Raw genomic sequence first — 26,569 nt, forward strand, 5'->3', positions numbered from 1 at the left:
CTCCGCACCTCACCGCACGCCGCATTTCGGAGCCACATTAATCTCAGCGTCGACCGGTCGTCCGGCGGTGTGCCTCGGACAAATAGCGGTAAAGGCGACGGCTTCGCCTACGCGCCGGAGCGCCCGGGGCATGGCCTGGTGCTTTCGGAGGAGGCACGGCGCGAATGGGCGCGGCCACCGGCTGGAGTGGTCCAAGCTTGGACCGGCACCACAAACAACCGGCTTCCTCTCCTTCCGTGAGGATAAGTTCGCAACGGGCAAACAGCGACGATGAAGAAGGCAGGAATCAGCAGCGCGCCGTCTCAAGACGCTGATTGCAGCGCCGGATAGACGGCTCACTGTCGTTCTTCATGGCTTTCGCGCCAGTCGCGGTCCCATATCTTTGTCGACAATCTCCCGCTTCGAGGCATCGATGCTCCCGTCCCAACTGCCGCCCAGTGCTTTATTCAGCGCCACGTAGCTGTTTGCGAGCATGATCCGGCTTTGAACGAGGTCATCTTCGGCGCTGTAGAGGGAGCGTTGCGCGTCCAGGATGGACAGGAAGTCCGCCGAGCCGCCTTCGTACAGAGTCCGCGCCAACCTCGCCGACTGACGGTATGCCTCGACTGATGCCGAGAGCTTGCCGTAACGCACCCTTTCCTGCACCAGCGCGACCAGCGCGTTCTCGATCTCTTCGAGGGATCTCAACACCGCGGCCTGATACGCCACGAAATTTTGGTCCCGTTGAGCCCGAACGACCTCGACGGCCGCCTGCAATTGCCCGCCTCTGAAGAGCGGAACGTTGAGCGCCGGCCCGAACGACCAGCCGATCGAAGAGTTTTTGGCAAGATCTCCCACGCTCAGCCCGGTGGTAGCGATGTTGCCGGTCAAATTGATCGAAGGGTATCTTGAGGCTTCTGCCTGGCCTATCCTCGCGGTCGCCTGGGCCAGCTGGCGCTCCGCTGAGCGCACATCAGGCCGCGACAGCAGAATGTCGGCAGGAATGCCGACCGGCATCGGCAGCTTTGGTTGCGGGATCGGTGCCTGGCGCTTCATCCGCTCCGTAAGCTCGCCCGGCGCACGGCCCGTGAGGACGCTGAGCCGGTGGACCGCTTCGGCATAGGAAATCTTCAGGCCTGGTATCGCGGCCTCGGTCGATCGCGCCTGACCGGTGGCGTTGGCAAGGTCCATGGCCGTTGCGGAGCCTGCGGCCATTCGAACCTTAATCAATTGCGCCGCAGCGCGTTGTGCCTTCGCCGTGCGTTGTGCGAGCGCGATGCGCGCCTGATAGCCCCGAGCGGACACATAGTTGGAGGCAACGTCACCGATGAGCGTCAGCATGGCCAGCCGCAATTGTTCGTCGGCTGCCTCCACGCCATAGAAAGCAGCCTCGACGCCACGCTGGTTCCTGCCGAAGAGATCGATTTCCCAGCTTGCGTCGAATCCAGCCTGATACTGCGTTGAATCCTGCGGACCGGTGGTGGCTCCCCTCGCGGCCGTGGTCGCGGTTCTGAGAAGGCTTGCGGAACTGTTGCCTGCAAGTGCCGGCAACAGGGTGCCCTCTGCCTGGCGGTAGGTCGCGCGCGCCTCCCTGACCTGGGCCTTCGCCGCCGCGACATTGAGGTTGCCCAGGATGGCTTCTTCGATAAGGGCATTCAAAGTCGGATCGCCGAGGCGGGTCCACCAGCGGGACAATTGCGGCCTGGCAACTGATTGCGTCCGATCCGCCGAGCTATATTTGATCGGGAGCGCAAGCGAAGGTTTCACATAATCAGGCCCAACCGTACAGGCGCCGAGGGACAAGACAAGCGGCAGCATGCCGATGAGCCGTGCAGATCCCGGCAGAGCCTTGTTCCAGGAACCCGTTACAGGGGTGGCCTGTGTCGCACTGGTCATCGTCTTGGATTCTTTCCTGTTTTATGATTCACATGCGCCTGGATCAGGCGACCGGAGGATTGTCCGGCTGTGGTGTAGTGCTGGCGGAGTTCCTGTCGCGGCGACCAAATAGCCGCATGACGGCGACATAGAAGACCGGCACGAAAAACACCGCCAATACGGTCGCGGAAACCATGCCGCCGAACACGCCGGTGCCGATCGCATGTTGGGTTTCGGAACTCGCGCCATGCGCAATCATCAGCGGTACGACACCCAGCGCGAAGGCAAGCGATGTCATCAGGATCGGCCGCAGCCGCAGCCGCGCTGCTTCACCGTTACCCGCACCGGCAGCTGCGCGCCTTGCTCGGCATTTGCACTCCCGGAATTTTCGTTGCTGCATCCGGACAGAAAGCCGGCTGTCATTGCACCGAGAACAACGAGCAAACCTCGCAAACCATAAACCATATGTCATGTCCAATCGGCATGCGCGCTAGCGGCGCTTCTTCATCGGCGCTATTGCCTGCCGACGCTGGCAAACCGTGGAGATCGTGTGGAGGTATGGCGCAGATGGCAGTTGATAGCTCGACGTAGCGCTGCGACATCGAATACTATCAGGCCTTCAAACAATGGTGCCTTGCTAGATGAACGCTCTTGCCATTATAGCCGAAGACGATTCGGAGATCGTCGATATCCTTGACGCCTACATGACGCGTGAAGGGTTTCGCACGGTACGTGCAGCCGACGGGAAAACGGCGATTGACCTGCACCTCATCCTAAAGCCGGATCTGATGCTCCTCGATGTGACCATGCCACGCCTTGATGGCTGGGAAGTGCTCGCCGAGATCAGGCGCAGGGGCGATACTCCGGTCATCATGATCACGGCCCTTGATAAAGATATCGACCGTCTCCAGGGTCTCCGCATCGGCGCCGACGACTACATCGTAAAGCCCTTTAATCCTATTGAGGTGGTTGCTCGTGCCAAAGCGGTCCTTCGCCGTGCCGGGCTGGGCAACGCGGCGGGCGTGCTGCGGGTAAGCCGGCTGACGATCGATCTGGATAGTTATCAGGCGAGAGTCGAGGCAGACGGAGAAAACAAAGCCGTGCCGTTGACGCTTACGGAATTCCGACTTCTCGCCCATATGGCAAGAGCGCCGATGAAGGTCTTTGCGCGCGGAGAGCTTGTCGACGCCTGCCTCCCCGGAGGCGATGCGCTCGACCGGACGGTAGACAGCCATGTCAGCAATCTCCGCAGGAAGCTTGAATTGGCGGGTGCTCCCGGAATGTTGTCCGGTGTTCGCGGCGTCGGCTATAGACTGGCCGCGGAGCAATGATCCGGCGCTCCGCTCTCAGCCGCCAGATCCTGTTGTCGATGGCGGTTGTCACGATGATTGCCGTCTTGGTCGTGTTCTTCGGCGTCTACGTTATCTATGCCATTCTGATTTCGCTCTTTCCGTATCCGCTGGACGAGGATAGCTGGCTGCCAACGGAGACCGATCTTCTGATTCTCACCGGCCTTGCCTTGCCGGCCTTCCTCGTTGCAGGATTTGTCTCCCTCAAACTCGCTGCGCGCATCCTCGTGCCGATCAACTCGCTTGCCGAGAGCGCTCGCCGCATCGCAGATGGAGACCTCACCGCTCGCGCGACCCCAGGCGACCATTCGCTTGGCGAGACCGCCCATCTGGTCGCGGACTTCAACATCATGGCGCAAAAGCTTCAGGACATGGCCGACAACGTCGCCTTCTGGAATGCGGCGATTGCCCACGAGCTCAGGACCCCGCTTACAATACTCAAGGGCAGGCTGCAGGGCGTTGCCGATGGTTTGTTCCCCGTCGACGAGAAATTGATCGACGGCCTCATGGTTCAGACCGAAGGGCTCACAAGGCTGGTCAACGACCTGCGCGTCGTCACCCTTGCTGATGCGGGCCGTCTGGACCTGCAGATCGAGCTCATCGATCTCGCCGCAGAGATAAGGAAGGTCGCGGATGTCGTCGAGCCGTCGCTTCAGCAAGCGGGTTTTTCGCTGGAGCTTGCTCTTGTGGATATGACCGTTCCGGCGGATGCGGTTCGGCTCCGGCAGGTGCTCCTGGCGCTCCTGAACAACGCCCAACGTTATGCCAGACCTGGTCGTATTGAAGTTTTTACACTGGCCTCAGGAAACGAGGCCGTCATCCGGGTTGAAGATTCTGGCCCAGGGTTGCCGCCCAATTTCGACAAGCGCGCATTTGAACCTTTTACCCGCGCCGACGATTCCCGCTCCCGCCTTTACGGTGGTTCCGGTCTCGGTCTGTCCATAGTTCGCGCCATTGCGGAAGCACATGGTGGTCAGGCTTCATGCCGCAATTCCTCACGCGGAGGTGCGGTGTTCGAAATCTCTCTGCCACGGGCAACATGAGGCCCTGCGGACGCTCTTCGCTGATGTTCGACACCACGTCCGTGCAGTCTCCGCCCGCCTAATCGCGAGGTTCTCGACAACACGAACTGCGCGGGAAACCTGCAGATATCCGGCCGAGTAAGAATGACGGGATCGAAATATGATCGCGGCCGAATGGAGGTTGGGTGGAGGGATCGTAAATTGTCAGAGATGGCGGGAGGTATCTGAGGAGATTGGGGCTGCATTCCCTCTGGCAACCTGGGAATAGAAATCGAGAACATTGGCAATGCCGTCTGTTCGAGAAAACGAGCTCAATTCGTAAACCACACGGGACAGGCCGACGGCGGCTTTTACATAGAATGCATCGCCTAGAGCCACAGCAAGGCGGTCGATAGAGCCAGGCTCCACGAGGGTCACCGGATGGCCACGCAGATACTCCGACGGACCTTCTGCCGCTGTCGCGATTATGGGAAGCCCCTCGCGCATGGCTTCAAGTATGGCGAGGCCAAACGATTCCTCGCGGGACGGAGAAACGAACAGATCCAGATTGCGTAAAAATCCGGAGACGTTATCGCTATGCCCCAGCAGATGAATTCTGCTGTCGCCTTTGGAAAGGCTCTTCAACGCTGCATGCTGCGGTCCCCCGCCGACAATGACCAACGCCGCGTCATCAGGGGCAGCCTGTTGAAAGGCCGACACCAGGACATCGTAACCCTTGCTCGGATGCAACCGTCCTACGGCGCCGACGAGTGTCGTTTTACGCGGCAACTTCAATTTCGAACGCAGGTCGAAATTCTCGCCCTCTTCCGCAGCCGGCAGCCAGTTCGAAATAAGGCGCGCTTGGCCGGTATAGTTGCCAAGACGTGACAACTGGGCACGGTTCACGCAGATCACGCCGTCGAGGCTGGCATGTTGCTTTGCCTTGAAGCCGACATGCAGCGTTGCAATCTTTGATACGCTGGAAGGAGCAGTGGCAAGCGCCTTGCAGGCAGGACTGAGATGTGCGTGAGCAATCTCAATCGCCGCGCTTATCATCAACCGTCGCAATCTCATGCCGCGTAAGAAAGGCGTCGCGAAGCCGTGAAAGACGACATCCTTGGAAAAGAGGGCGGCCATCGGAGAGGCAAATCTTCCCGCAACATGCACCTCGTGCCCAAGGGCTGCCTGCCCGTTGGCAAGGTCGATACAATACCTTTCCGATCCCGCTATTCGAGAAGAAAAAAGCACATGCAGGATTCGTTGCTTGCTTGTTGCTTTCCGGTTGCCGGGGGATGACGCTCCTTGATCCATAGAAGGATGGGGAGAGCTTTCAAATGTTGCAACGCGACTTGTGTCGCCATTTCGTGAACTAACGGACATCGAGTTTCCAACCGCTGGATGGAAGTCTCCATAACGTCACGACGTTGGCGATGCGTGGAAGTTGTGTGGATGTTCGAAGGAGGAATGAATTCGACTTTGGACCTTTGGATAGGCGGACCGGCCTCGTGAACTCTTTCCTGCACATTGGGCTGCGTCGATAACCAGCAACGGCCTCCATCTAAACTCCACAGTGCCTGCGAACAAACTGAACGCAGGCCCCGATAGTGGAGCGAAAGAAAGGGCCGGAAACCTTATTCCCCCTCCACTGGAGAAGAGTTCACAGTGAAAATATCAGCGATTTTCCGTCTGTCGGGTCGACGGACGGCAGATAGAAAGGCGACCTTTTGATGCAGGCTGAACAGGGGAGAAACGACGGTGTTGATGATTTCGACCACGGGCAATATCCACGCGACCACGGGACTGTGCTTTCTCGAAACGATCCTTGCCTTATCAGCGAAGCTGCCGAGGAGCAGCGTCGCATTGCAGATGATCGTTCTCGGAGGGGAGCAGACACCATCCTCATCTGCATCCTGACCGGCCTGTCCGGCGCTATCACAGGCTTTGTATTTGCCGGCCAATTCGCGGTCGCTGGCGTCGCCTATGCTGCGCTGGTCCTCGGCGGAGTTCTCGGCTGGCTGGCACGGGGAGCAGTGGCATGAGAGCTCCTTACGCACTCTTCATCGCCATCGACAATCTCGGCGACATCGCGGATTCGATCGTCGCATAACCTTCATTGTCCGGCGCTCGACCGATTGGACGCTCGCTGCCAAAGCGCATTCAGTGCGTTGATGAGCAGAGCTCCAGAGGCGTCTTTCAGGCTCCCAGCTAAAATATCGATACCTGTCATCGGATGGCAGGTTGAACTTTCGCATCACGGTGCGTTTGCGGAGTTTGCGAGCGTGTTGATTGGTGAAAGGGTGCGTAAATCACTCCTAGGTCTGGCCAACATACAGCAACGGCGCCTTGGCAGGGTTCGTGTCGACACGCTGTTTTCTGTCAGCAACTTCGCGATAGAAATCAAGGACATTGGCGATACCCGTCGAGCGAGAAAAAGCACTCAGATCATGTTCGACGCGCACGTGGCCCACAACGCCCTGAGGCTTAAGGGCGTCAATCAGGGCCGCTGACATGTCGTCGATGGAACCAGGTTGCACCAGATTGACTGGATGGCCATGCAGATATTCCGAGGGTCCCTTCGTCGCTGTTGCGATAATGGGGAGTCCTTCACGCATGGCCTCAAGTATGGCCAGACCGAACGATTCCTCGCGAGACGGGGAGACGAACAGGTCCAAATTGCGCAGAAATCCGGGCACGTTGTCTGTATAACCCGGCAAGTGAATTCGACGGTCGCCTCCCGCAATCTTTTTCAACTCGCTGCGCTGCGGCCCTTCGCCGACTATAATCAGCGCCGCATTTTCTGGCGCAGATCGTCTGAAGGCTGCGATGAGGACGTCGTTTCCCTTGCTGGGATGCAGTCGACCTACGGCGCCCACCAACCGCGTTTCACGAGGCAGATTCAATTTGGAACGCAGGTCTACGGCCTCCCCACTCACCGCATCTGGCAGCCAGTTCGAAATCAAACCTGCTTGACCGGCGTAACCGTCGAGGCGGGACAACTGATCGCGGTTCACGCAGATGACGCCGTCCATCCGTGCGTGTCGCTTCGGCTTGAACCCGACATGCAGGGTCGCAATCGTCGTCACGCTATCGGGGACGCTGGCAAGGGTTCTGCTTCCTGGGCTGTGATGTGCATGCGCGACCTCGATTCCGGCCTTCGCAATCAACTGTCGCAGTCTCATCCCACGCAGTAGCGCAGTCGAGAACCCGTGAAAATTGACCTTGTCGGAGAGCAGCGGGACGATCGGCGAGTCGCGAAATCCGACGACGTGAATCTCATGCCCGAGAACAGCCTGTCCATTGGCGAGGTCGATACAGTGCCTCTCTGACCCTGCAATTTCGTCTGCGAAAAGTAGATGCAGGATGCGCAGCTTGCGCATCGCCGAAGACGAGACCTTCCCGTCGATGGAAGGTGACAACAAGTTCCTGCTTCTCGCACCGATGCTTTGCAAATTAACAGGCATCAGCCCCCATCCGCTATTTGATCTCCTTTCATATCGCCGGCATGTTGCAGTTTAGTGGACGACATATGAATGTTTGGTGGATTTAATCTCGGAGAGATCGACAGGCACCACCTCATGTTGCATGACCCATTCGTCGAGTTCGAAGAAAATTGCGCCAGTCCATCCATCTCATTCCATATACAGCGCGCGCGGTATGAACTCCTCTCGATGCGCGTCTATGACCGCGGTCGAGAACATGATGGCGAAGACTGCCATGATGACGCAGAAGATGATCAAGCGGCAGACGAGCATCATCGCTCCTTTCTATCGACTTGATATTGCTGGCTTATATTTGGCGTGTGCACAGATGGCGTGGAGCTTCGGCGAAGATCGCCGGTATGGATGATTTCCAGGCCGTTGATGCCTATACAGCTCGGCAACGCCCTGCAATATGCCAGGCAGTTTTCCAACCACGAGCAGCGGATAGGTCCATCGCTGGCAGGTGACGTGGTCGGCCATCCACGGATAGATTACTATGAGCAAAGCTCGATACCCGCTGGCAATTCGCGTTTTACACTGGATCATGGCGGCGATCGTGTTGGCGATGATCGCACTCGGTTGGGTGATGACCTCGGCAGGCGAGTCCGGGCCAGAGGTCTTGTACCCGCTTCACAAGTCGTTCGGACTGCTGATATTCCTTCTCGTATCTTTGAGACTCGTATTTTGCATATGGGCGGGAGTACCGGAGTTGCCGACCGGCCTCGGCAAATGGGAGGTCGCTGCCGCCAAGGCAGCCCATATTGCTCTCTATGTGTTGATGATTGTCGTCCCACTCATAGGGTACGCGATGTCGAGTTCGTTTACACAGAGTGACGGAGTCGTTTTCCTTGGAATCACGGTGCCGGAACTGAGCGCGTTGGGTCGGTCTACCCGGCAACGATATCTTCCAAGGCCATTGCCATGGCCAATAGGTAGTCGTCCCGGCCATGCGGAGCCGATAGCAGCAGTCCCGCCGGCATGCCGGCCTCTCCAGTCCCGCAAGGGAGCGACACTCCGCACCAATCGAGGAAATTGCCGATCAAGGTATTGCGCAGCGTTTTGAAGTTGACGCTGACGAACAGCTCATCATCCACTTCCAGCGGCGCAAGTGCCGGTGCGACATGGGCGACCGTGGGGTAGGCGACGAGCTCGTTCGGTCCGATCATGCCAGCGATGTCCTCAATCAATCGTTCTCGTGCCTTCAGGATCTCGAGATAGCCGACCAGTGTGATTTTTTCGCCCAGGCGGGTGCGAGCGACGACGCGCCGATCCATGCGCTCAGCCTCGGGGCCTGCCAGGCGGCGATGATGAACGGCAAAGGCTTCGGCGGTCACGAGCGGGCCGTGCTCCGCCATCACCTGAAACAGCCTGTCGAAAGCTGGAAAAGCGGCATGCCGCACCTTGACACCGGCAGCCGTCAGCCGGGCGAGCCCGGCCTGAAATGCCTCGGCCACACCGTCCTCGACATCGTCCATGACGATGTTGGTCGGCACGACGATCGACAGGCTGTCGAGGCTTGCGCGCATGACATCAGGCGCCGCACGGCCGCGCATCGCCGCATCGACCCAGACGGCGTCCTGGACACTTCGGCAAAGAGGCCCGAGCGAATCGAGGCTGGTCGCCAGGGGAAAGACCCCGGCCATGCTGTAGCGGCCACGACTTGCCTTATATCCGACGAGCCCGTTGAATGCTGAGGGGATGCGTACCGAACCGCCTGTATCCGTTCCGATCGAAACCGGCACGAGACCTGCCGCGACGGCAACAGCAGAACCGGAAGACGAACCGCCAGGAATCCGCGCGACATCGGGGGCCAACGGATTGAGCGGCGTGCCGTAATGGGGGTTGAGGCCAAGGCCGGAAAAAGCAAACTCGCTCATATTGACGCGACCGACGGCAACCATGCCGGCCGCTTTCAGGGCCTTGACCACATCGGCATCATCCTGCGCAGGTTCGGCATCCGCAAGCACGATCGACCCGGCCGTGGTGGGCAGGCCGGCAACAGCAAAAAGGTCCTTCCAGGCGACGGGAATGCCGTCCAGCAGCCCGCGCGAACGCCCTTCCCGCAGCCGCCGCGACGAAGCAGCCGCCTCTTCCTTCGCACGCGTATCGAGCAGCCGCGTAAAGATCGCTTGATCCTTATGGGTGCGGATCGCATCGAAGCTCTCCTCGACCAGCGCAACCGGATCGAGGCTGCCGGACTGGATCAGCACCGACAATTGCGCGATCGATTTGCCGAGATGTCCGTGTGTCATTGAGCCTGTTCTCCCCGACTGCCCACCAGCTGCATCCATCGGCGCACCAAATAATTGTGCTCGTCCATTGTCGTGTTCCAAACCGCAATGCAATTGGCGCGCTGCCAGTACGAGCCGCCGCTGCGCAGAGAGCCGGCTTTTATCCTGATCTGCCCGTCCGGACCCGGCAGGTCTTCGGCAGCGGCGGCGCCCTCGTACCAGTAGTCCCATTCGGCCGGCGTCATGAACTGACGCGAGCGCTGCGGCGTGGAAATATAGTATCCCTGCCGCGCGACGACGGCACCTGGCCATCCCGATATCCACCAATTCAGATAGTCGTAGGCGACCTCGAGGAGGCGACCGTTCAAATGTTTCGAAAGGCACAGGCCGCCATGCCAGGCGCGATAGCCTTCGGCGGGCACGGCCTGCTCGACCGGCACACCCTTCGAATTCAGAATGCCGATGCCGGGCGACCACATGCTCTGGACGCTGGTCTCGCCGGCGATCATCAGCCGCGCCGCATCCTCGGCGGTTTTCCAGAAATCTCTGAAGAAGCCGGCCTTCTTGCGCTCCTCCAGGAGATCGATCAGCTGATCGATCTCTTGAATGGACATATTGCCGATGTTGTCGAACGACATGAGACCGGCAGCTTGTGCGGCCAGCGCCGCATCGAAGATGCCGATGGCAGGCTCATCCACCAGCGCCACCCTGCCCGCCCATCGCTCGTCGAAGAGCGCACCCCAGGAATGCATCCCGACGCCATTCGGTGCCAGATCGGTCCGATAAGCGAAACTATCGAAATTATGCGTCGTCGGCAGCATCGAGACGAAGCGCGACGGCGTGTCGCCGAGAGTGAGATTGGGCTGAACGAACAGCTTGCGCGCCGGCACGTCGCCAAGTCCCATTCGGGGGTTGGGGCCGATGTGACCGGTCTTTGTCAGATCGTTGACCTCATCCCATAAAACGATGCGCTGGGTGTCCACCGGTTGGATCGCGCGCCAGTGCCAGACGATATCGAGATTGTGGAAGCACTGATCGTAGATATCGTAGGTGTCCGGTTCGCGGGCCGCCTTGTACTGCGTCGTCAAGAAGTCGTTGTTGTCGAACGACACATCGATACCCAGATCATCCTGCGCGCGCAGGCGCAGTTCCTCCAGCAATGAGATCGCAGTGCCGAGCACGCGCAGGCGCGGCCGCCCCTCCAGATGCAAAGCAGGAACAGACAGAGATGTTGCGACGGATCGGTGCTTGTTCATGGATGGACCGGTTGTCTCATTGCGCCGCGGCGATCGGGTAAGATACAGCGGACCGGATCTGCGGCATCCGCGCCGGTGTGAAAGCTTCGAAGGAGCGTTTCAATAGAGCGCCGTCGAGCCCGTCAAGAATGAAGACCAGACGCGAGGTGTGATCCGCCGAAGGCCATCCACTCATATGCACCGGTGTATGCACCAGATGCTGGACGCCGTGAACGGCAACGGGGCGCTCCTCGCCGCTGAGATTGAGTATGCCCTTCACGCGCAGTATCCGCTCCCCATGCCGATTGAGCAGCATGGTCAGCCAGAGCCCGAAAGCCGTCCAGTCGACAGGCCTGTCGATGCTGAACGAAATCGAGGAAATGGCGGCCCGATGCGTCGCACCGTCCGATGAGACGAGCTCCACCGGCTCCTCGCAGTAAAAGCCGCTTTGCGACAGGCTGTTGCTGGGCGAGACGTTGCTCTGGACGGCGACCAGCGAGGAGAGATCGAGATCCGGATCGGCCGCCACCAGGATCGGAGCGTCAGGATTGAGTGTGCGAAGACGAGCTTGAAGGGCCGGTCCCTCGCAGCCTGCTGCAAGATCGGTCTTGGTAACGATCAACCGATCCGCGACGGCGGCCTGCCTGTTCGATTCGATGTAGGTGTCGAGCTGTCGCAGCCCATTCACCGCGTCGATTGTCGTGATCACGTTGCCGGCGCAAAAGTGATGCCTGAGCACCGGATCGGCCTTGATGGTCGACAGAACCGGGAAGGGATCGGCAAGGCCCGTGCTTTCGATGATGACACGCCGGAATGATGGCAAAAGCCCACGTTCGCGGCGAGAATAAAGCTCCTTGAGTGCGGCGGCGAGTTCACCGCGCACCGTGCAGCAGACGCATCCGGAGCGCAGCAGCACCATTTCGCCGTCGACGCTTTCGACGAGATCGTGATCAAGCCCGATTTCTCCGAACTCGTTGATGAGCACTGCCGTATCGGCAAAGGCCGGGTCCGCCAGGATGCGCTTGAGCAACGTCGTCTTGCCGGAACCGAGGAAGCCCGTCAGCAGATTGATCGGCAGAAAGCCGCTGGCCTCAATCGACATGTCGCGCCTCCATCCTGGCGATGAAGGCGACATCAAGCGGATCGCAGGACCGGCCGGCGAGCCTTTCGGCCGCTGGCCAGAGATGACCGATATCCTCGATGATCTCGCTCCTGCCCGTCCGCGTCGACAACACGAAGGACGCTCCCTGCCAGTCGGTGAGCACAAGGCCGAAGCCCGAGAGCATCTCGTTGGCGGAACGCACACGTTCGGCACGCTCGCGCCGCCTGTCGGGGCTGGCGTGATTGCGCGTGAACACGCCCGGTCGTGCCGCAGCGTCCGTCCAATGCTCATTCCCGCCGAGCACGCCGCATAGTGAACACATGGCGATCCGCCTCCTTCAGAATTGATGCTCTCGGTCTTTCAAACTAGCCGGCTATTTCTTTCGCGGAAAGCGGGTAGCGAAATCGTCGGCGATCTCGTTCATCGTGACAAACTTCACGCCGGGATGCTTGATCATATGCGCGTAGAGCCGCTCCAGCATCATCAGCACCTGCGGCCGGCCCGCGACGTCGGGATGGATGGTGATCGGGAAGACGGCGTAGTCCATTTCGCGATAGACCCAGTCGAACTGATCGCGCCACATCTGCTCGATGTGATGCGGATTGACGAAGCCATGGCTGTTTGGGGATTTCTTGATGAACATCATCGGCGGCAGATCGTCGAGATACCAGGATGCGGGAATCTCGATCAGATCGGTTTCCTTGCCGCGCTTCAGCGGCACCATCCATTCCGAGGGCTTGCGCGAATAGTCGATCTTCGTCCAGCTGTCACCGACGCGCACATAGTAGGGCATGAAATCATTATGCATCAGCGAGTGATCATACTTGATGCCGCGCTCCAAAAGCAGTTCGTTGGTCACATTGGAGAATTCCCACCATGGCGCGACATAGCCGGTCGGGCGCTTGCCGGAAAGCCTGGTCACCAGTTCGATGCACTTGTCGAGGATTTCGGTCTCCTGCTCGCGCGTCATGGCGATCGGATTTTCGTGGCTGTAGCCATGGATGCCGATTTCATGGCCGGCATCGGCCACAGCCTGCATCTGCTCCGGAAAGGTCTCGATCGAGTGGCCGGGAATGAACCACGTCGTCTTGATACCGAAGCGTTCAAAGAGCTTCACCAGCCGCGGGCTGCCGACCTCACCGGCAAAGAGCCCTCTCGAAATATCATCGGGCGAATCCTCCCCGCCGTAAGAGCCGAGCCAGCCGGCCACGGCATCGACGTCGACGCCAAAACTACACAGGATTTCCTTTGCCATGAGATGATCTCCTTCAATCGCGTTTTCTCTAATTAGCGAGCTGGAATGACGGTCGCGTCGGCCGGGTCCCAGGTAAGCATGACCGGGGCGCCTATCGGAAAGGCGCCGGGCCGATATTTGTCGACATGGGCTTCCAGGGCCAAACCGCGGCCGTCCGGCAGGCTGATGCCGATCTGCGAGATATGGCCGACCACGTCGAAACGCTCGACACGCGCGCCGACCACATTGCCGCCAAAAGCCTCGACGAGATTTTCTCGCGCCGGGCCGCCAGCCGCATGAACCTCGATCGCCTCCGAAGGGATGACGATGTTGACCTTGCTGGAGAGGCCGCCATTGGCGCAGCCCGACAGCGTGCCGAACGACGTCGAGACGAATGTGCTGTCGGCCTCGGTGCCGGCAACCTCGCCCTCGAAGATGGCGTTGCGGCCGATGAACTGCGCCACGAACGGCGTATTCGGGCGCGTATAGAGCTGATGCGGCGGGCTGATCTGTTCCACCCTACCCTGGTTCATGACGACGATGCGGTCGGACAGCGCCAGTGCTTCCGATTGGGCATGGGTGACGAACACGAACGTTATTCCGAGCTTCTTCTGCAGCAATTTGAGTTCGTTCTGGATCGCCTTGCGCAGATTGGCGTCGAGGGCGCCCAGCGGCTCGTCAAGAAGCAGTACATCCGGCTCGACCACGAGGCCGCGGGCAAGAGCGATGCGCTGACGCTGACCGCCGGAGAGCTTGTCGGGCTTGCGCTCGGCGATATCCTCCAGGCCCAGGGTGGCGAGGATACGATCGACCCGCGCGTCACGCTCGGCCTTCGCCATGCCCTTGACCTCAAGACCATATCCGACATTCCGTCGCACAGTCATATGCGGAAACAGGGCATAGTTCTGGAAGATCATCGATGTCGGCCGCTTCTGCGGCCGCACATCGTTCATGCGCTCGCCCTTGATCATCATGTCGCCGGAGGAAATGCTTTCGAAGCCGGCGATCATGCGGAGTGTCGTGGTCTTGCCGCAGCCCGACGGCCCGAGGAAGGCGATGAATTCGCCTTTCTTGATCGAAAGATTGAAGTCTATGACGGCGGGCGTGCCATTGTCATAGACCTTGCCGACATTGATGAGTTCCAAATCATACATCATGAGAGCTCTCCGAGCCTGGCCGGGGAGGCGGACATCGCCTCCCCGCAGAGCTGAGAATGGATGGCTGACGCCGCCACTTTACGCGTTGAGGAATTCATCCCACTTCTGGACGAGATGGTCGTATTCATCCGGCCATTGATGCCAGTAGGCGACGTTCTTGGCGCGCTCCGCCAATGAGCCGCCATCGCGCAGATCGCCTTCCTTGATGCCGCGCTCGGCAGCGCCGACCCACGGCTTGCCTTCGTACCAGAAGGCATATTTGTCCGGAGCCATGACCTTCTGGATGTTGGTGGACGGCGAATAATAGCCCTGTTCGGACACGGTAATGCCGGGCTCGCCGGACAGCCAGTAATCGGCGTAGGCGATCACGGCTTCCTTGTTGGGCGTGCCTGCGATCATCGACGGACCGATCGCCCAGCCGCGATAGCCTTCCTTCGGCACGGCATATTTGCATGCCTTGCCCTGCGCCTTGACCGCCATGACAGCCGGCTGCCAGGCGTCACAGACCACCATCTCGCCGGATGCCATCAGGTTGACCAGCTCGCCGAAATCACCCCACAGGGCGCGGAACTGCCCGTCCTTTTTCTTGGAGACGAGGAACTTCGCCGCTTCGTCGATTTCGGCCGTGTTCGGATTGCCGGGATTCTTGACGTTCAGAAGGCCAAGCGTATTCATCGCCATGATGGCCTGGCCGAAGGCGATCAGGGGGTCGGTGTTGAGGCCCGACTTTCCCTTCCACTTCGGATCGAAGATCGCAGACCAGGTGTTGGCTTCTTCGGCGGAGAGAACGTCCGGATTGTAGCCGATAGAATCGTAGTTATAGACCGCAGGCACCATGTTCAGCGTCGTCTTGGCGTCATCTGCCCAGATCTGACCGACGATCTGCTGCTTCGGCTCCCACTTGTCCGAGGGCGTGGTGAAGGTATCGCGGATATTGGCCCAGTTCTTCAAGGAGGCGGCCGGGACCGGCTCGACATTGTCGGTCATGACGATCGAGGGCAGACGTTCGCCGATGATCTCCCAGCAATCGTAATCCTTGGAACCGGAAAGGATCTTGGTCTGGGCGTCCGGAAAGGTCGCCGCGGTGCCGGAGGTCTGCCCGACGCCGCTCACTTTGCGGAAGTCGTCGAGGATACGCTCCTGGACCGTGACCGAAAGGCCGATGGTGCGCAGTTGCTCCTTGGCAAGGTTGGCAGCCTGCGCGTAGGCCGCCCGCGACGACAGGAAGGGCGTGCCGCCCCCGATCGCAAGCGCCATCACGCCAGCGGAGTGCTTCAACAGAGAGCGTCTGTTCATTTCCATTTTGGACATTTCATGTTCTCCAGTGCTGATTGCTGTTCCCTTGAGCCCTTTGTGGGCCTGCTTCATTGCCATATCGCCTCTGCCCGGCCCTCGCCGGGGCGATGACGATCAGTACCGGCCCACGAGGAGGCCACCATCCACGACCAGAACCTGACCGGTCATGTATCTCGCGCCGTTCGAGGCGAGGAATGCGATCACGTCGGCGATGTCGTCCGGCTCGCCGAGCCTGCCCATGGGGATGAACTCGGCCGCCTTTTCGGCTCCTGCGGGGCCAAGCGAATTCTCTTCCGAAAGAAGCTGAGCCGTGCGGATGTAGCCGGGTGCAATGCCGTTGACCCTGATGCCGTCCTTCGCCAGCTCGACGGCAAGCCCGCGCACGAGGCCGACGACCCCGGATTTCGCCGCCGAATAATGGACATGCTCGTCCCATCCATAGGCCACGCCCATGATCGACGAGAGGGCGACGATGCTACCGGATCTGCGGGCGCGCATGCCTGGTACGGCGGCACGCACCAGCCGGAAGATGCCCTTCAGGTCGATATCCATCGTCATGTCCCACTTGTCGTCGGTGAGCTTGTCGAGGGGTGTCCTGTGTGCGACGCCGGCATTGGCGACGATGATGTCGATCTTGCCGAAGCGCGCCTCGACATTGGCGACGAGCCGGTTCGCCGCCTCGGTCGAGCGCACGTCGTAAAGGTGGAACTCGGCCGAACCGCCGGCAGTGAGAATGGCGCGAACGGTCTCCTCGCCCTCCTTTTCGAGGATGTCGGTGACGACGACATGGTCGCCGAGCGCAGCAAAGGCCTTGGCTGCCGCCTGGCCGATGCCGATGCCCGCGCCCGTGACGATGACGACCCGCTTGCCTAAACTGTCCATCTGCTTTTCTCCTTCAAAGCATCACGTCGCCGGAATTCGGCCCGAGCGTCTGGCCGACAAAAAGGCTTGCTGCCGGCGACGCCAGGAACGCCACGGTCGCGGCCACCTCTTCGGGTTCGCCGAACCGGCCGAGCGGCAGTTCGCGCTTCTTGCGTTCGCGCCACTCTTCGGAAAGAGCGCTTACCAGCGGCGTATTGATCGGTCCGGGCGCCACGGCATTGACGCGAACCCCGCGGCCCGAGACCTCGCGAGCGAGCGCCTTGGTCATGCCGATGATGGCGGCCTTGGCACCAGAGTAGTGAACCAGTTCGATGCCGCCGATCTGCCCGAGTTGGGAGGCGACGTTGACGATGACGCCGTCCCCGCGGGCCAGCATCGAGGGCATGACCGCCTTCGTCATCAGGAAGGTGCCGCGCACATGCACCGCAAACATGCGGTCGAAATCCTCGAGCTCGAGGTTCTCGAACGCCGCCTGATGCGCGATGCCGGCATTGTTGACGAGAAGGGTAACGTCGCCGTGCGAGGCCTTGGCGGCGGCATGGATAGCCGCCACGTGCCCGGGCTGCGCAACGTCGCCGGCGATCGCGGTCGCCACACCGCCCGCCTTGATGATTTCGGAGGCAACCGCCTGGGCACGGTCCCCCGAGAGGTCGTTGACCAGAACCGCATAACCGTCGGCTGCAAGACGCAGCGCAATGGCGCGGCCGATACCGGAGCCGGCACCGGTGACGATGGCAGAAACCTTCTGCGTCATCATGCGTCCTCCTGGATGCTGAGGCGCTTGGCGCGTCGCACCGACAGACCCATCAGGATCGCGTAGGTGCCGAGGAGCGCGAAGGAAAAGAGCGTGGTCAGGACGCCGAAGGCAAAGACGTTCGGATGCACCTCGACAGAGAAGGTGCCATAGATGGCGAGCGGCAACGTCAGCTCGCGGCCGGAAGCAAACAGGGTGCGTGAAAACTCGTCATAAGACAGCGTGAAGGCAAAGAGCATGGCCGAGAGCACGCCCGGGAAGATCAGCGGAAACGTGACCTTGCGGAAGGTGCGCGCAGGCGTGACGCCGAGCGACCAGGATGCTTCCTCCATGCTCGGATCGAACCGGTTGAAGATGGCGAGCATGACCAGGAAGGCGAAGGGGAAGGTGTAGACGACATGCAGGACGAAGGCCGTGCTCCACCAATGACGGTCGATGCCGAAAGTGTTGGCGACAAGAGCCATGCCGAGGCCGACGAGCACGCCCGGCACCATCATGCCGAGAACGATCAGATAGAAGGCCGCGCCCGAGCCGCGGAACCTGCGGCGAAAGGCCTGCGCGGACATGACGCCGAGCACGGTCGAGACGATCATCGTCATCACGGCCAGCGAAAGCGAGCGGATCAGCGCTTGGTCGATCGGCAGGGGCGCGATGCGCGAGGGCGGCGTCAGACCGAAGAGATGCCGGTACCAATAGGTCGACCATTCGATGATCGGAAATTGCGGACCGCCCTCAGGCCCGGTCTGGAACGACAGGATCGCCAGAACGACGAGCGGTCCGTAGAGGAAGATCAAGAAGAGGGTCGTATAGACGCCCAGGCCGAACTTGATGCCGCCAGCATTCATGATCAGAGCTCCTTTCTGAGGTCGACGACCTTGAGCAGGGCTGCAACGACCGCGCCCATGACGATCGTCAGGACGACACCGGCAACCGCCGCAAAGGCCCATTTCAATGAGCCGACCTGGGTGACGATGATATTGCCGAGCAGATTGACCTTGCGTCCGGACAGAGCGGCGGAGGTTGCGAATTCGCCGAGAACCATGACGGAAACGAAGATCGCGCCGACCACCACGCCCGGCATGGAAAGCGGCAGGATGATGGTGCGGAAGATGCGCCAGAAGCTCGCCCCGAGATCCTGGGCTGCCTCGATGACCGAGGCGTCGATGCGGCCCATCATGAAGGCAATCGGCCCCACCATGAAGACGCAGTAGATCTGCGTCATGCCGATGATGACGGACAGTTCCGAAAACAGCAGCACTTCTATCGGCTGCTGCACGATGCCGAGCTTCATCAAGATCATGTTGATGGCGCCTTCGGTGCCGAGCATCGGCCGCCAGGCGAGAACCCGGATCAGGAAGGACGTCCAGAAGGGGATGACACAGAGCACGAGAAGCACGGTCTGCAACGTCTTGTTCTTGATGAGGAGCCCGACGAAGAGCGCCGCCGGATAGCCGACGACGAGCGTCGATACCAGCACGAGCAGCCAGATGCGGATCGTCGTCCAGAGCGCCCCGAGATAGGTGGGGCTCGTCAGGAAGGTGACCCAGCTCTGCAGGGTAAGCGTCGGTTCGATCTTGAAGGTCGTCTGCGTCCAGAAGGAAACATAGACCATCATCAGGATCGGCAGGACGAGGAAGGCGACCATCCAGATCATGCCCGGCGCCAGGAGCCAGAGCGTCTTGTTCGATTTCCGGCGCACGGTCGGGCTTTCCTGCGCCACTTCCTCGCTTGTCGCAACCATGGTCATCTCTCGCTCTCCTTGGAGGGGCCGGGGGAAGATCTCGAAGGGCTCGTATCAACCGAAAACAAGGGCATCCTCCTTCTTCCAGACGAGCGCGTAGCGGCGCTTTTCGACAAAAGCCGGCGGACGGGCGTGGCTCAGATGGGATTCGACTTCGAAGACGTGGCCGCCATCGAGGGCAAAGAAGGAATTGACCGCCGCTCCGGAATATTCGCTGGCGATAAAATCGGCCTCGATGCGGACTTCGTCATCCGAAAGCGCCGCATCGCGAGGGCGGATCGAAACGCGATCGTAGCGGATCGCATAGGCCGGCTGCGGCGCCTTCTTGCGCGATCCATTCAAGGGAAAGCGGCCGGCCGGCCCGACGAAAACATCCTCGACGACATCGCCCGCAAAGAGGTTGTAACAATTGAGGAAGCGGGCGACCGCGGCAGTGGCTGGGCGATTATAGACGACATCGGAAGCGGCGGCCTGCGCGATGCGGCCGCGATCGAGGACAAGCACCAGATCCCCCATCGCTAAGGCCTCGGATTCGCTGCCTGTGACATGGAGGAAGGTCACGCCGCAGCGCTCGCGGATGATCTTGAGTTCGCTTCGCATGCGGCCGCGCAGATTGGCATCGAGCGCGCCGAGCGGCTCGTCCAGCAACACCATCTTCGGCTCGGTCACCAGTGTACGCGCCAACGCGACGCGCTGGCGCTGGCCACCGGAGATCTGCGTGACCGCACGATCGTCAAACCCCTTGAGGCCGACCAGCGACAGCATGTCCTGAACTCTTTTTGCCAAGGCGCGGGCATCCGTCACCGGATCGACCTTGCGGTTGCGAAGGCCGAATGCGACGTTTTCGGCAACGGAAAGATGCGGGAACAGAGCGAAGTTCTGAAAGACGAAGCCGATGCCGCGATCATGCGGCTCCACGCCGTCGAGCCGTTTGCCGTGAAAGAGGATCGAACCGGCATCCGGCTCCTCGAAGCCGGAAATAACGCGCAGCAGCGTCGTCTTGCCAGAGCCGCTCGGCCCGAGCAGCGAGATATAAGCATTGTCGGGCAAAGAGAAATCCACCTTGTCCAGCGCGGCAGAGGCGCCATAGGACTTGGTGACTTGGCTGAGCTGAAGAACGGTCGACACCGATTTCCCACCAGTTTCAAGGCAAGGACCATCCTTCAGGCAAAGCACCGCCATCGCCAGGATCGCATCGATCCGGATACCAGACGTCGGCCTGCACTCGCGCATGATCACATGCACGTCAAAGAGATGTTCCTTGGCGTTTCAAAGAGTTCCACCTATGGCGCTTCTGACGAGCGCCTTGATGTTGAGAGCATTACATAAATGATTTTTGTATTCAATAGACTTTTTTATGAAAACCAGATCTTTAAATCGACAAATAATCTCGCGAGAAGCGGGAAGAGAGCAAAAGCTGCAACCATCGTACAAAATTGGCAGAAATCCGCTTATTGCAGGCACCGGCAGCGGCGCTTACAGTCAAAAACCATTCAGCAAAAAGTACGCATCGCGACCAGGTCGCTGGCGACTACCGCAGCACCGCCAATCAAAATCGCGAATAAAAACATCTTTTGTATTCAATATTCATTTATTTTTGCGCTATGTTGACGCAACGAAACGCGTAAGAGTGAGGCATCAGAACGACGTGAGTCCATTGCATCAGATGACCGAAGACCGTGCGCGCCCCAATGCGCAAAAGCGCTACGAGATCGCCGAGGATGTTCTGCGCGGCAACATCAAAGACAATACCCTGCCGCAAGGCGTGGTGTTGCTCGAAGGTCCGATCGCCGACATCCTGCAGATCTCGCGTGCGCCCGTCCAACGGGCGCTGCAGACGCTGGAAAGCGAAGGCCTGGTGCATCGCTTCGACGGACGCGGCTATCTCGTTGGCCCCGCCGGCCGGGGCATCGAGCCGAACCGCACGGATATCAAGACGCTCGGCCTGACCATTCCGCGCCATGCCGACGAGGCGTTGCAGAGCCGCTCCTCCTGGGAGCGCATCTACAATACCGTCGAGGCAGATGTCGCCGGCTGCGTCGTCTTCGGCCAGTATCGCATTATCGAGATCGAACTCGCCGACCACTTCAATGTCAGCCGTACCGTCGTGCGTGACGTGCTGACCCGCCTGCGAGAACGCGGTCTCGTGCGCAAGAACCAGTCGTCCCATTGGATCGCCGGTCCGCTGACGGCGCAGATGATCAAGGATCACTACGGCCTGCGCGGCATGTTGGAGCCACAGGCCCTTGTTGCCGGCGCCAGCCGGGTCGACCGGGAACGGCTGAACGACCTTTTCCTGCGCCTCTGCGATCTCGAGCGGCGCGAAGCGGCCGATCATCTTGCAGCACAGGAAACCATCCACGCAGACTTCATCGATATCTGCGTTCTCGCGACGCAGAACGAGCGACTGAAGGAATCCATCCGCAACAACCTGCTGCCGGTGACGGCGACGGAACGATTGCTGCGGCGGCTTGGTCTGCCCGGCGACCCTGCCATCATCACCGAGCTGCGCCTGATCGTGGAACTGCTGGTGCGGGGCGCCGTGCAGGCGGCTGCGGCGATGATGGAGAGCCATCTCGAAGCTTCCGTCAACCGCACGATCGCGCAAATGAAGATCGTCGCCATCATCCCTGGCCCCGGCGTAACGGCCGCCTATTTGACCCGCGTTCTCGAGTGAGGCGCGGGCGATCCCGATCCTATTCCATCTGCTTGGGAAGCCGGAGTTCGGGAAGGCGACCATCCGATAATCCCCTAAGCCAGGGCCGCGCGAAGACGCGCAAGCAAAACCTGCCGATCCGCCCGGGCCGCCAGCGCCTGATCCATCGTGACCTCAACGAACTGCGTCGGCGTATGCGGCTGCAATTGCGCGATCAGGTCCATGTCGGCCGAGATCACCGTTCCCAGCATGAAATAACCGCCGCCGGAGACGGCATCGCGGTGCAGAATGATCGGCTCCGTTCCGCCCGGTACCTGGATCGAACCATAGGGATAGCAGCTGTCGACGATATTGGAGGGATCCGAGCCTGCACCGAAAGGCTGCTTGCGCTCGACGAATTCCAGCTTGCGGCCACCGCGGAAACGGTAGCCCATACGATCGGCCTCCGGCGCTACCTTCCACTGGTCGGCAAAGAAATTGCGCTTTGTCTCTTCCGTCAACCGGTCCCAATAAAGCCCCGGCAAGACCCTGAGCTCAGCCGGCGCGCCGGGTTTGCGACGGAACTCTTCGGCAACGGATCGGCCCGCGCTTGCCATCGAGCCGAAACCGACGGGAAGCTCATCTCCAGCAGCGATCGCCCTGCCGTTAAGACCACCGAGGGCGCCGATCACATAGGTCGATCGGCTGCCTAACGCTTCGGGAACGTCGATGCCCCCCGATACGGCAATACAGATCCGCGCCCCGGATTTCAGAAAGTCAAAGCTTACGGTCTGCCCTGCCTTGACCTTGAGCGCCGTCCATCCCGGCTGCGGTTCACCATCGATCCTGACGGGCATATCGGCACCGGTGACGGCAATCAGAGCATCGCCGAGAAATTCGAGCTTCGGTCCCATGAAGACGGCCTCAAGCCCGGCGGCACCCTCATCATTGCCGACGAGAAGATTTGCGGCGCGCATGGCATAGCGATCCATCGCGCCGCCGACGGGGATGCCGAGGTGGAAGTAGCCGGGCCGTCCAAGGTCCTGAATAGTGGTGGAAAGGCCGTGATGAAGAACCTTAATGGCCATACAGCGCACCCTCCAGCTTGGCGTTGTAGCCGTCGATATCGGCCTGGTATTGCCGGAGGTCGAAACTGACCTCGCGGATCGGCGGCGCGAAGCGCCCCCTGTCGACATCCTCGACCGCCTGGTCATAGCCGTCGCGATCGATCGGCCGGAATTTCACGATGTCGCCGGGGCGGAAGAAGACCATGAAATCGCGCAGGTAGCTCGTCGATTGCGCGGGATCGAAGATCGGCATCGGCGTGATGCCGAACATCTGATAGCCGCCTGCCCCGCGTACCGAATAGATGCAGCCGAAGCAGCCGCCATGGCCGACCGTCAACCGCGGCGTATCGGTGCGCGGGCGCAGATATTTCGGCACCTCGATCTGCCGCTGCCGCTCGACCATCTGGTACATGAACGGCAGGCCGGCGACGAAGCCGACCATGGAGACGAACCATGGCGATCCGGCATGGGCCGATATGAAATCCTTCACCGCTCCATAGCCGTTGACCCGGGCGGCATAATCCAGATCGGTGCCCGTGGGCTCCTGATGCCGCTCGCGAAAACGCATCAGCGTCTCATGCGTCCACGGATCATTGTAGAAGACCGGGATTTCGACGATACGGGTCGTAATGACAGGCTCTGCCTTTTCGGCCGCTCCCTCGATTGCCCTGACCTCGCGTAAGAGGTCGTCCGGCTTGATGAGATCCGGATCGAATTTGATCTGGAAGGAAGCGTTGGCGGGGCAGATTTCAGTGACGCCCCGAATGGCGCTCTCGCGCACGCCCCTGGCCATCGACAGGCTCTTGAAGAAGGCTTCGAGGGACATCTCGTCGCTGCATTCGACGAAGAGATGTTCGTCACCTCCGAATGTAAAGCGAGCAGGCATCAGGCAACCTCCGCTGATATGCCGTCAACCGCGGAAAAATCGGTCTCCAGCCAGGATTCGAGAAAGCGCGTATGGAATGCGCCCTTGCGCACCGATGGATCGCGAGCGAGCGCAAGGTGCAGAGGGGTCGTCGTCGGCAAGCCCTCGATCGTCAGCTCGGAAAGGGCGGCAGCCAGCCTATCGAGGCAGGCATTGCGATCCTCGGCCCAGACGATGAGCTTGCCGAGTAGGGAATCGTAGAAGGGCGGCACGGTATAACCGGCATAAAGCATCGTATCGAAACGGATGCCGTCACCTTCTGGAATGGAAAGCCGTGTCACGATGCCCGGCGCCGGCAGAAAGCCCTTGGCCGGATCCTCGGCATTGATCCGGCACTCGATGGCATGACCATGCACCCGAATATCGGACTGCGACAGCGACAGGGGAGCGCCACCTGCCACCTTGAACATTTCCTGCACAAGATCGATGCCGGTAATCATCTCCGTCACCGGGTGTTCGACCTGGATGCGGGTATTCACTTCAATGAAAAAAAACTGCCTGCTATCCTCGTCGTAGAGATATTCAACCGTGCCTGCCCCGCGATAACCGACTTCAGCGGCAAGCGCCACGGCGCTGGCGCAGAGGCTCTGGCGCACATCATCGGGCAGCAGGGAGGCTTGCGCCTCCTCCCAGACCTTCTGGCGGCGACGCTGCAGCGAGCACTCACGTTCGAAACAATGTACGAAGTTCTGCCCGTCGCCGAAAATCTGCACCTCGATATGGCGGGCGCGGGTGATGACCTTCTCCATGTAAAGGCCGCCATCGCCGAAAGCGGCGGCCGCCTCCGCCGAGGCGAGCGGAAATTGCTCCCTGAGTTCGGCCAGCGACCGAACGATGCGGATGCCGCGTCCGCCGCCGCCGGCAGCGGCCTTGATCATGACGGGAAAACCGGTACGGCCGGCGATCGCTTCGGCAGCCCCGATATCGGCCACACGGCCGTTGCTTCCCGGCACGGTCGGCACGCCGGCACGAGCCGCAATCGCCCGCGCCGCCACCTTATCACCCAGCAATCGGATGGCTTCGCCGCTCGGCCCGATGAAGATCATCCCCGCCGCCTCGACGGCGTCGGCAAAATCTCCGTTTTCAGACAGAAACCCATATCCCGGGTGAACGGCATCCACGCTCGCCGAACGTGCCGCCGAGACGATGGCTTCAATGTTCAGATAGGATTTCTTCGGAGCCGGCGAGCCGATATTGATCGCCTCGTCGGCCAGCTTCACCGCGAGCATATCGACATCCGCGGCGCTATGGACCTGCACGGTGCGAATGCCGAGCGCCTTGGCAGCCTTTATGATCCGGACGGCGATCTCGCCGCGATTGGCAACCAAGACCGAACGGATCGTCATGGATCCACCTCCGCGATGACCTGGCCAGCCATGACGGGCTCTTCGTTGTCGACGAGGAAGGTGATGTTCTTGCCGTCGAGCCCTGCCGGAATCTGCTGAAAGGTTTTCATGACCTCGATGAGGCCGATCGTATCGCCTTCAGCCACGGCATCGCCCTCGGACTTGAAAGGCGGTGTGTCAGGGGAGGAGGCCCTGTAGAAGGTTCCCGGAAGGGGTGATCTGATCTCAAGCCTGCTCATGGAACCTCCGCGCGGCGTCACTGTCCAAAATCTGTGAAACGGGTGCAATTCTTATGCCCTCGGCAACCAGGGCCTCGCGCATGTGGCGCACGATATCGAGCGCACCCAAAGTATCGGAATGAAAGCAGATGGAATCGAAGGCGATCGGAATATCAGCACCATTGACGGTGCGCACGACGCCTTCGGTGCAGGCCCTGATCACCTTGCGAGCGATCGCCTTGGGATCGGGACGACCCGCATCCCTGGTAAAGACGATCCAGCCTGTATCGCCGTAGTCGCGGTCGGCATAGAACTCGCGCACGATGGGCTGGCCGGCCTCTTGCGCGGCGAGGCAGGTCGCCGAACCGTCCATGCAGAAGACGAACGTGTTCGGCGCCGCCGTGCGCATATATTGGATGAATATCTGCGACAGATCCGTGTTCGCCGCCAGCTCCATATAGAGGGCGCCATGCGGCTTCACGTGTTGGACGGGCACGCCATGGCGCCTGGCGAATTCCCGAAGCGCACCGACCTGATAGATCAGATCGTTGATGATCTCGCGGCTGGTGCCGTTGATCTTGCGCCGTCCGAAACCCTGCAGATCGTTGTAGCCGGGATGAGCGCCGACGCCGACGCCGTGAGAGGCCGCCATCCGCACAGTCTCATCCATCAGATTGGGATCGCCGGCATGAAAGCCGGTCGCGATATTGGCCGAACTGATGAGCGAGATGAGCTCCTCGTCATGCGCGTCGCCGATCCGCCACCGGCCGAAGGCCTCCCCCATGTCGCAGTTGATGTCGACGGCTTCCTTCATGCATGTCCTCAGATATTTGCGATCCGGTCAGGAGCGGTGCACAAACGCTAGAGAGAAAGGTATCTCTTGAAAAATACAATTTTCAAAGCATCATTATCTGATAAATTGATACCGTCGCTCAAAATGGCGGCAGAAACTATACATAATTATCAACATGATAGAGATGTTGCGTAAATTTGCGTCGAAATCTGCTCATTTAAAGCCTGCTGAATCTGATTCACCACAGCAGTTTTCAGATAAATAGATGGG

At 60.2% G+C, this 26,569-nt stretch carries 25 protein-coding genes and 1 pseudogene; 4 read left to right on the top strand and 22 right to left on the bottom strand.

Going from position 1 to position 26,569, the window contains the following annotated elements; translation table 11 throughout:
- Positions 1–348: 348 nt before the first annotated feature.
- Positions 349–1,797, bottom strand: a complete 1,449-nt coding sequence (locus FHT82_RS03745; RefSeq protein ID WP_246698042.1) for an efflux transporter outer membrane subunit — start codon at positions 1,795–1,797, stop codon at positions 349–351.
- Between the two features lie 121 nt (positions 1,798–1,918).
- Positions 1,919–2,185: pseudogene (locus tag FHT82_RS03750) on the bottom strand (efflux RND transporter permease subunit); the annotation flags it as partial.
- A 310-nt stretch (positions 2,186–2,495) separates the two neighbouring features.
- Between FHT82_RS03750 and FHT82_RS03755 the strand changes: the two are divergent.
- The gene (locus FHT82_RS03755; protein ID WP_183726421.1) at positions 2,496–3,185 is read left to right on the top strand and encodes a response regulator; all 690 of its coding nucleotides are present in this window, start codon (positions 2,496–2,498) and stop codon (positions 3,183–3,185) included.
- Positions 3,182–4,246: an ATP-binding protein gene (locus tag FHT82_RS03760; RefSeq protein WP_183726423.1), complete on the top strand. Its 1,065-nt coding sequence runs from the start codon at positions 3,182–3,184 to the stop codon at positions 4,244–4,246. Before FHT82_RS03755 ends, FHT82_RS03760 begins: the two co-directional genes overlap by 4 nt.
- Before the next feature lie 183 nt (positions 4,247–4,429).
- Here the strand turns inward: FHT82_RS03760 and FHT82_RS03765 are convergent, their stop codons facing one another.
- A complete protein-coding gene (locus FHT82_RS03765; protein WP_246698043.1) occupies positions 4,430–5,584 on the bottom strand; it encodes a glycosyltransferase in 1,155 nt (384 codons plus the stop codon).
- Between the two features lie 347 nt (positions 5,585–5,931).
- On the opposite strand from FHT82_RS03765, the gene FHT82_RS03770 reads away from it, so the two are divergent.
- A complete protein-coding gene (locus FHT82_RS03770; RefSeq protein ID WP_183726425.1) occupies positions 5,932–6,243 on the top strand; it encodes a hypothetical protein in 312 nt (103 codons plus the stop codon).
- Positions 6,244–6,516: 273 nt separating this feature from the next.
- Here the strand turns inward: FHT82_RS03770 and FHT82_RS03775 are convergent, their stop codons facing one another.
- The 14 genes from FHT82_RS03775 to FHT82_RS03835 all read right to left on the bottom strand — a co-directional run bounded on the left by FHT82_RS03775 (position 6,517) and on the right by FHT82_RS03835 (position 20,443).
- Positions 6,517–7,665: a glycosyltransferase gene (locus FHT82_RS03775; protein ID WP_246698044.1), complete on the bottom strand. Its 1,149-nt coding sequence runs from the start codon at positions 7,663–7,665 to the stop codon at positions 6,517–6,519.
- Positions 7,666–7,833: 168 nt separating this feature from the next.
- Entirely contained in the window at positions 7,834–7,959 is a 126-nt protein-coding gene (locus tag FHT82_RS30505; RefSeq protein ID WP_281412266.1) for a hypothetical protein, read from the bottom strand.
- Positions 7,960–8,570: 611 nt separating this feature from the next.
- Positions 8,571–9,935 carry an amidase gene (locus FHT82_RS03780; protein ID WP_183726427.1) on the bottom strand — a complete coding sequence of 455 codons (1,365 nt, stop codon included), beginning with the start codon at positions 9,933–9,935 and terminating at the stop codon, positions 8,571–8,573.
- Positions 9,932–11,170, bottom strand: a complete 1,239-nt coding sequence (locus FHT82_RS03785) for an extracellular solute-binding protein (protein ID WP_183726429.1) — start codon at positions 11,168–11,170, stop codon at positions 9,932–9,934. The genes FHT82_RS03780 and FHT82_RS03785 overlap by 4 nt, the downstream gene beginning before the upstream one ends.
- Positions 11,171–11,186: 16 nt before the next feature.
- The gene (locus FHT82_RS03790) at positions 11,187–12,251 is read right to left on the bottom strand and encodes a GTP-binding protein (protein WP_183726431.1); all 1,065 of its coding nucleotides are present in this window, start codon (positions 12,249–12,251) and stop codon (positions 11,187–11,189) included.
- The gene (locus FHT82_RS03795; protein WP_183726433.1) at positions 12,241–12,573 is read right to left on the bottom strand and encodes a hypothetical protein; all 333 of its coding nucleotides are present in this window, start codon (positions 12,571–12,573) and stop codon (positions 12,241–12,243) included. The genes FHT82_RS03790 and FHT82_RS03795 overlap by 11 nt, the downstream gene beginning before the upstream one ends.
- A 51-nt stretch (positions 12,574–12,624) precedes the next feature.
- Positions 12,625–13,506, bottom strand: a complete 882-nt coding sequence (locus FHT82_RS03800; protein ID WP_183726435.1) for a polysaccharide deacetylase — start codon at positions 13,504–13,506, stop codon at positions 12,625–12,627.
- 32 nt (positions 13,507–13,538) lie between these two features.
- Positions 13,539–14,642 carry an ABC transporter ATP-binding protein gene (locus tag FHT82_RS03805; RefSeq protein ID WP_183726437.1) on the bottom strand — a complete coding sequence of 368 codons (1,104 nt, stop codon included), beginning with the start codon at positions 14,640–14,642 and terminating at the stop codon, positions 13,539–13,541.
- A 78-nt stretch (positions 14,643–14,720) separates the two neighbouring features.
- Positions 14,721–15,953, bottom strand: coding sequence for an extracellular solute-binding protein (locus FHT82_RS03810; RefSeq protein ID WP_183726439.1), 1,233 nt, complete (start codon positions 15,951–15,953; stop codon positions 14,721–14,723).
- Positions 15,954–16,052: 99 nt separating this feature from the next.
- On the bottom strand, positions 16,053–16,820 hold the full coding sequence (locus tag FHT82_RS03815; RefSeq protein WP_183726440.1) for an SDR family NAD(P)-dependent oxidoreductase: 768 nt from the start codon (positions 16,818–16,820) through the stop codon (positions 16,053–16,055).
- A 13-nt stretch (positions 16,821–16,833) separates the two neighbouring features.
- The gene (locus tag FHT82_RS03820; protein WP_183727278.1) at positions 16,834–17,574 is read right to left on the bottom strand and encodes a glucose 1-dehydrogenase; all 741 of its coding nucleotides are present in this window, start codon (positions 17,572–17,574) and stop codon (positions 16,834–16,836) included.
- On the bottom strand, positions 17,574–18,419 hold the full coding sequence (locus FHT82_RS03825; RefSeq protein WP_183726442.1) for an ABC transporter permease: 846 nt from the start codon (positions 18,417–18,419) through the stop codon (positions 17,574–17,576). The genes FHT82_RS03820 and FHT82_RS03825 overlap by 1 nt, the downstream gene beginning before the upstream one ends.
- Positions 18,420–18,421: 2 nt before the next feature.
- Positions 18,422–19,321 (bottom strand): ABC transporter permease, encoded by a 900-nt coding sequence (locus FHT82_RS03830; RefSeq protein WP_183726444.1) that lies wholly within the window; start codon positions 19,319–19,321, stop codon positions 18,422–18,424.
- Positions 19,322–19,369: 48 nt separating this feature from the next.
- Positions 19,370–20,443: an ABC transporter ATP-binding protein gene (locus FHT82_RS03835; protein ID WP_183726446.1), complete on the bottom strand. Its 1,074-nt coding sequence runs from the start codon at positions 20,441–20,443 to the stop codon at positions 19,370–19,372.
- Between the two features lie 538 nt (positions 20,444–20,981).
- On the opposite strand from FHT82_RS03835, the gene FHT82_RS03840 reads away from it, so the two are divergent.
- Positions 20,982–21,992: a GntR family transcriptional regulator gene (locus FHT82_RS03840; RefSeq protein ID WP_183726448.1), complete on the top strand. Its 1,011-nt coding sequence runs from the start codon at positions 20,982–20,984 to the stop codon at positions 21,990–21,992.
- A gap of 74 nt (positions 21,993–22,066) precedes the next feature.
- Here FHT82_RS03840 and FHT82_RS03845 read toward each other — a convergent pair whose 3' ends face one another.
- From FHT82_RS03845 to FHT82_RS03865, 5 genes are read right to left on the bottom strand one after another with little or no spacing between them, the layout of a single operon-like run.
- Positions 22,067–23,038, bottom strand: coding sequence for a biotin-dependent carboxyltransferase family protein (locus tag FHT82_RS03845; RefSeq protein ID WP_183726450.1), 972 nt, complete (start codon positions 23,036–23,038; stop codon positions 22,067–22,069).
- Positions 23,028–23,903, bottom strand: coding sequence for a carboxyltransferase domain-containing protein (locus FHT82_RS03850; protein WP_183726452.1), 876 nt, complete (start codon positions 23,901–23,903; stop codon positions 23,028–23,030). The genes FHT82_RS03845 and FHT82_RS03850 overlap by 11 nt, the downstream gene beginning before the upstream one ends.
- On the bottom strand, positions 23,903–25,288 hold the full coding sequence (locus FHT82_RS03855) for an acetyl-CoA carboxylase biotin carboxylase subunit (protein WP_183726454.1): 1,386 nt from the start codon (positions 25,286–25,288) through the stop codon (positions 23,903–23,905). Before FHT82_RS03855 ends, FHT82_RS03850 begins: the two co-directional genes overlap by 1 nt.
- A complete protein-coding gene (locus FHT82_RS03860) occupies positions 25,285–25,527 on the bottom strand; it encodes an acetyl-CoA carboxylase (RefSeq protein ID WP_183726456.1) in 243 nt (80 codons plus the stop codon). The genes FHT82_RS03855 and FHT82_RS03860 overlap by 4 nt, the downstream gene beginning before the upstream one ends.
- A complete protein-coding gene (locus FHT82_RS03865; protein ID WP_183726458.1) occupies positions 25,514–26,320 on the bottom strand; it encodes a 5-oxoprolinase subunit PxpA in 807 nt (268 codons plus the stop codon). The genes FHT82_RS03860 and FHT82_RS03865 overlap by 14 nt, the downstream gene beginning before the upstream one ends.
- Positions 26,321–26,569 lie beyond the last annotated feature (249 nt).

Source organism: Rhizobium sp. BK275 (genome assembly GCF_014193555.1).
Taxonomy (GTDB): domain Bacteria; phylum Pseudomonadota; class Alphaproteobacteria; order Rhizobiales; family Rhizobiaceae; genus Rhizobium.

Excerpts from the sequence above, each read along its gene's own strand:
- FHT82_RS30505 (WP_281412266.1), bottom strand. The coding sequence starts at position 7,959 with ATGATGCTCGTCTGCCGCTTGATCATCTTCTGCGTCATCATGGCAGTC.
- FHT82_RS03850 (WP_183726452.1), bottom strand. The coding sequence starts at position 23,903 with ATGCCTGCTCGCTTTACATTCGGAGGTGACGAACATCTCTTCGTCGAA.
- FHT82_RS03755 (WP_183726421.1), top strand. The coding sequence starts at position 2,496 with ATGAACGCTCTTGCCATTATAGCCGAAGACGATTCGGAGATCGTCGAT.
- FHT82_RS03865 (WP_183726458.1), bottom strand. The coding sequence starts at position 26,320 with ATGAAGGAAGCCGTCGACATCAACTGCGACATGGGGGAGGCCTTCGGC.
- FHT82_RS03840 (WP_183726448.1), top strand. The coding sequence starts at position 20,982 with ATGACCGAAGACCGTGCGCGCCCCAATGCGCAAAAGCGCTACGAGATC.
- FHT82_RS03765 (WP_246698043.1), bottom strand. The coding sequence starts at position 5,584 with ATGTCCGTTAGTTCACGAAATGGCGACACAAGTCGCGTTGCAACATTT.
- FHT82_RS03760 (WP_183726423.1), top strand. The coding sequence starts at position 3,182 with ATGATCCGGCGCTCCGCTCTCAGCCGCCAGATCCTGTTGTCGATGGCG.
- FHT82_RS03800 (WP_183726435.1), bottom strand. The coding sequence starts at position 13,506 with ATGGCAAAGGAAATCCTGTGTAGTTTTGGCGTCGACGTCGATGCCGTG.
- FHT82_RS03820 (WP_183727278.1), bottom strand. The coding sequence starts at position 17,574 with ATGACGCAGAAGGTTTCTGCCATCGTCACCGGTGCCGGCTCCGGTATC.
- FHT82_RS03790 (WP_183726431.1), bottom strand. The coding sequence starts at position 12,251 with ATGTCGATTGAGGCCAGCGGCTTTCTGCCGATCAATCTGCTGACGGGC.
- FHT82_RS03825 (WP_183726442.1), bottom strand. The coding sequence starts at position 18,419 with ATGAATGCTGGCGGCATCAAGTTCGGCCTGGGCGTCTATACGACCCTC.
- FHT82_RS03815 (WP_183726440.1), bottom strand. The coding sequence starts at position 16,820 with ATGGACAGTTTAGGCAAGCGGGTCGTCATCGTCACGGGCGCGGGCATC.
- FHT82_RS03745 (WP_246698042.1), bottom strand. The coding sequence starts at position 1,797 with ATGCTGCCGCTTGTCTTGTCCCTCGGCGCCTGTACGGTTGGGCCTGAT.
- FHT82_RS03795 (WP_183726433.1), bottom strand. The coding sequence starts at position 12,573 with ATGTGTTCACTATGCGGCGTGCTCGGCGGGAATGAGCATTGGACGGAC.
- FHT82_RS03860 (WP_183726456.1), bottom strand. The coding sequence starts at position 25,527 with ATGAGCAGGCTTGAGATCAGATCACCCCTTCCGGGAACCTTCTACAGG.
- FHT82_RS03775 (WP_246698044.1), bottom strand. The coding sequence starts at position 7,665 with ATGCCTGTTAATTTGCAAAGCATCGGTGCGAGAAGCAGGAACTTGTTG.
- FHT82_RS03805 (WP_183726437.1), bottom strand. The coding sequence starts at position 14,642 with ATGATGTATGATTTGGAACTCATCAATGTCGGCAAGGTCTATGACAAT.
- FHT82_RS03780 (WP_183726427.1), bottom strand. The coding sequence starts at position 9,935 with ATGACACACGGACATCTCGGCAAATCGATCGCGCAATTGTCGGTGCTG.
- FHT82_RS03770 (WP_183726425.1), top strand. The coding sequence starts at position 5,932 with ATGCAGGCTGAACAGGGGAGAAACGACGGTGTTGATGATTTCGACCAC.
- FHT82_RS03845 (WP_183726450.1), bottom strand. The coding sequence starts at position 23,038 with ATGGCCATTAAGGTTCTTCATCACGGCCTTTCCACCACTATTCAGGAC.
- FHT82_RS03785 (WP_183726429.1), bottom strand. The coding sequence starts at position 11,170 with ATGAACAAGCACCGATCCGTCGCAACATCTCTGTCTGTTCCTGCTTTG.
- FHT82_RS03830 (WP_183726444.1), bottom strand. The coding sequence starts at position 19,321 with ATGACCATGGTTGCGACAAGCGAGGAAGTGGCGCAGGAAAGCCCGACC.
- FHT82_RS03810 (WP_183726439.1), bottom strand. The coding sequence starts at position 15,953 with ATGTCCAAAATGGAAATGAACAGACGCTCTCTGTTGAAGCACTCCGCT.
- FHT82_RS03855 (WP_183726454.1), bottom strand. The coding sequence starts at position 25,288 with ATGACGATCCGTTCGGTCTTGGTTGCCAATCGCGGCGAGATCGCCGTC.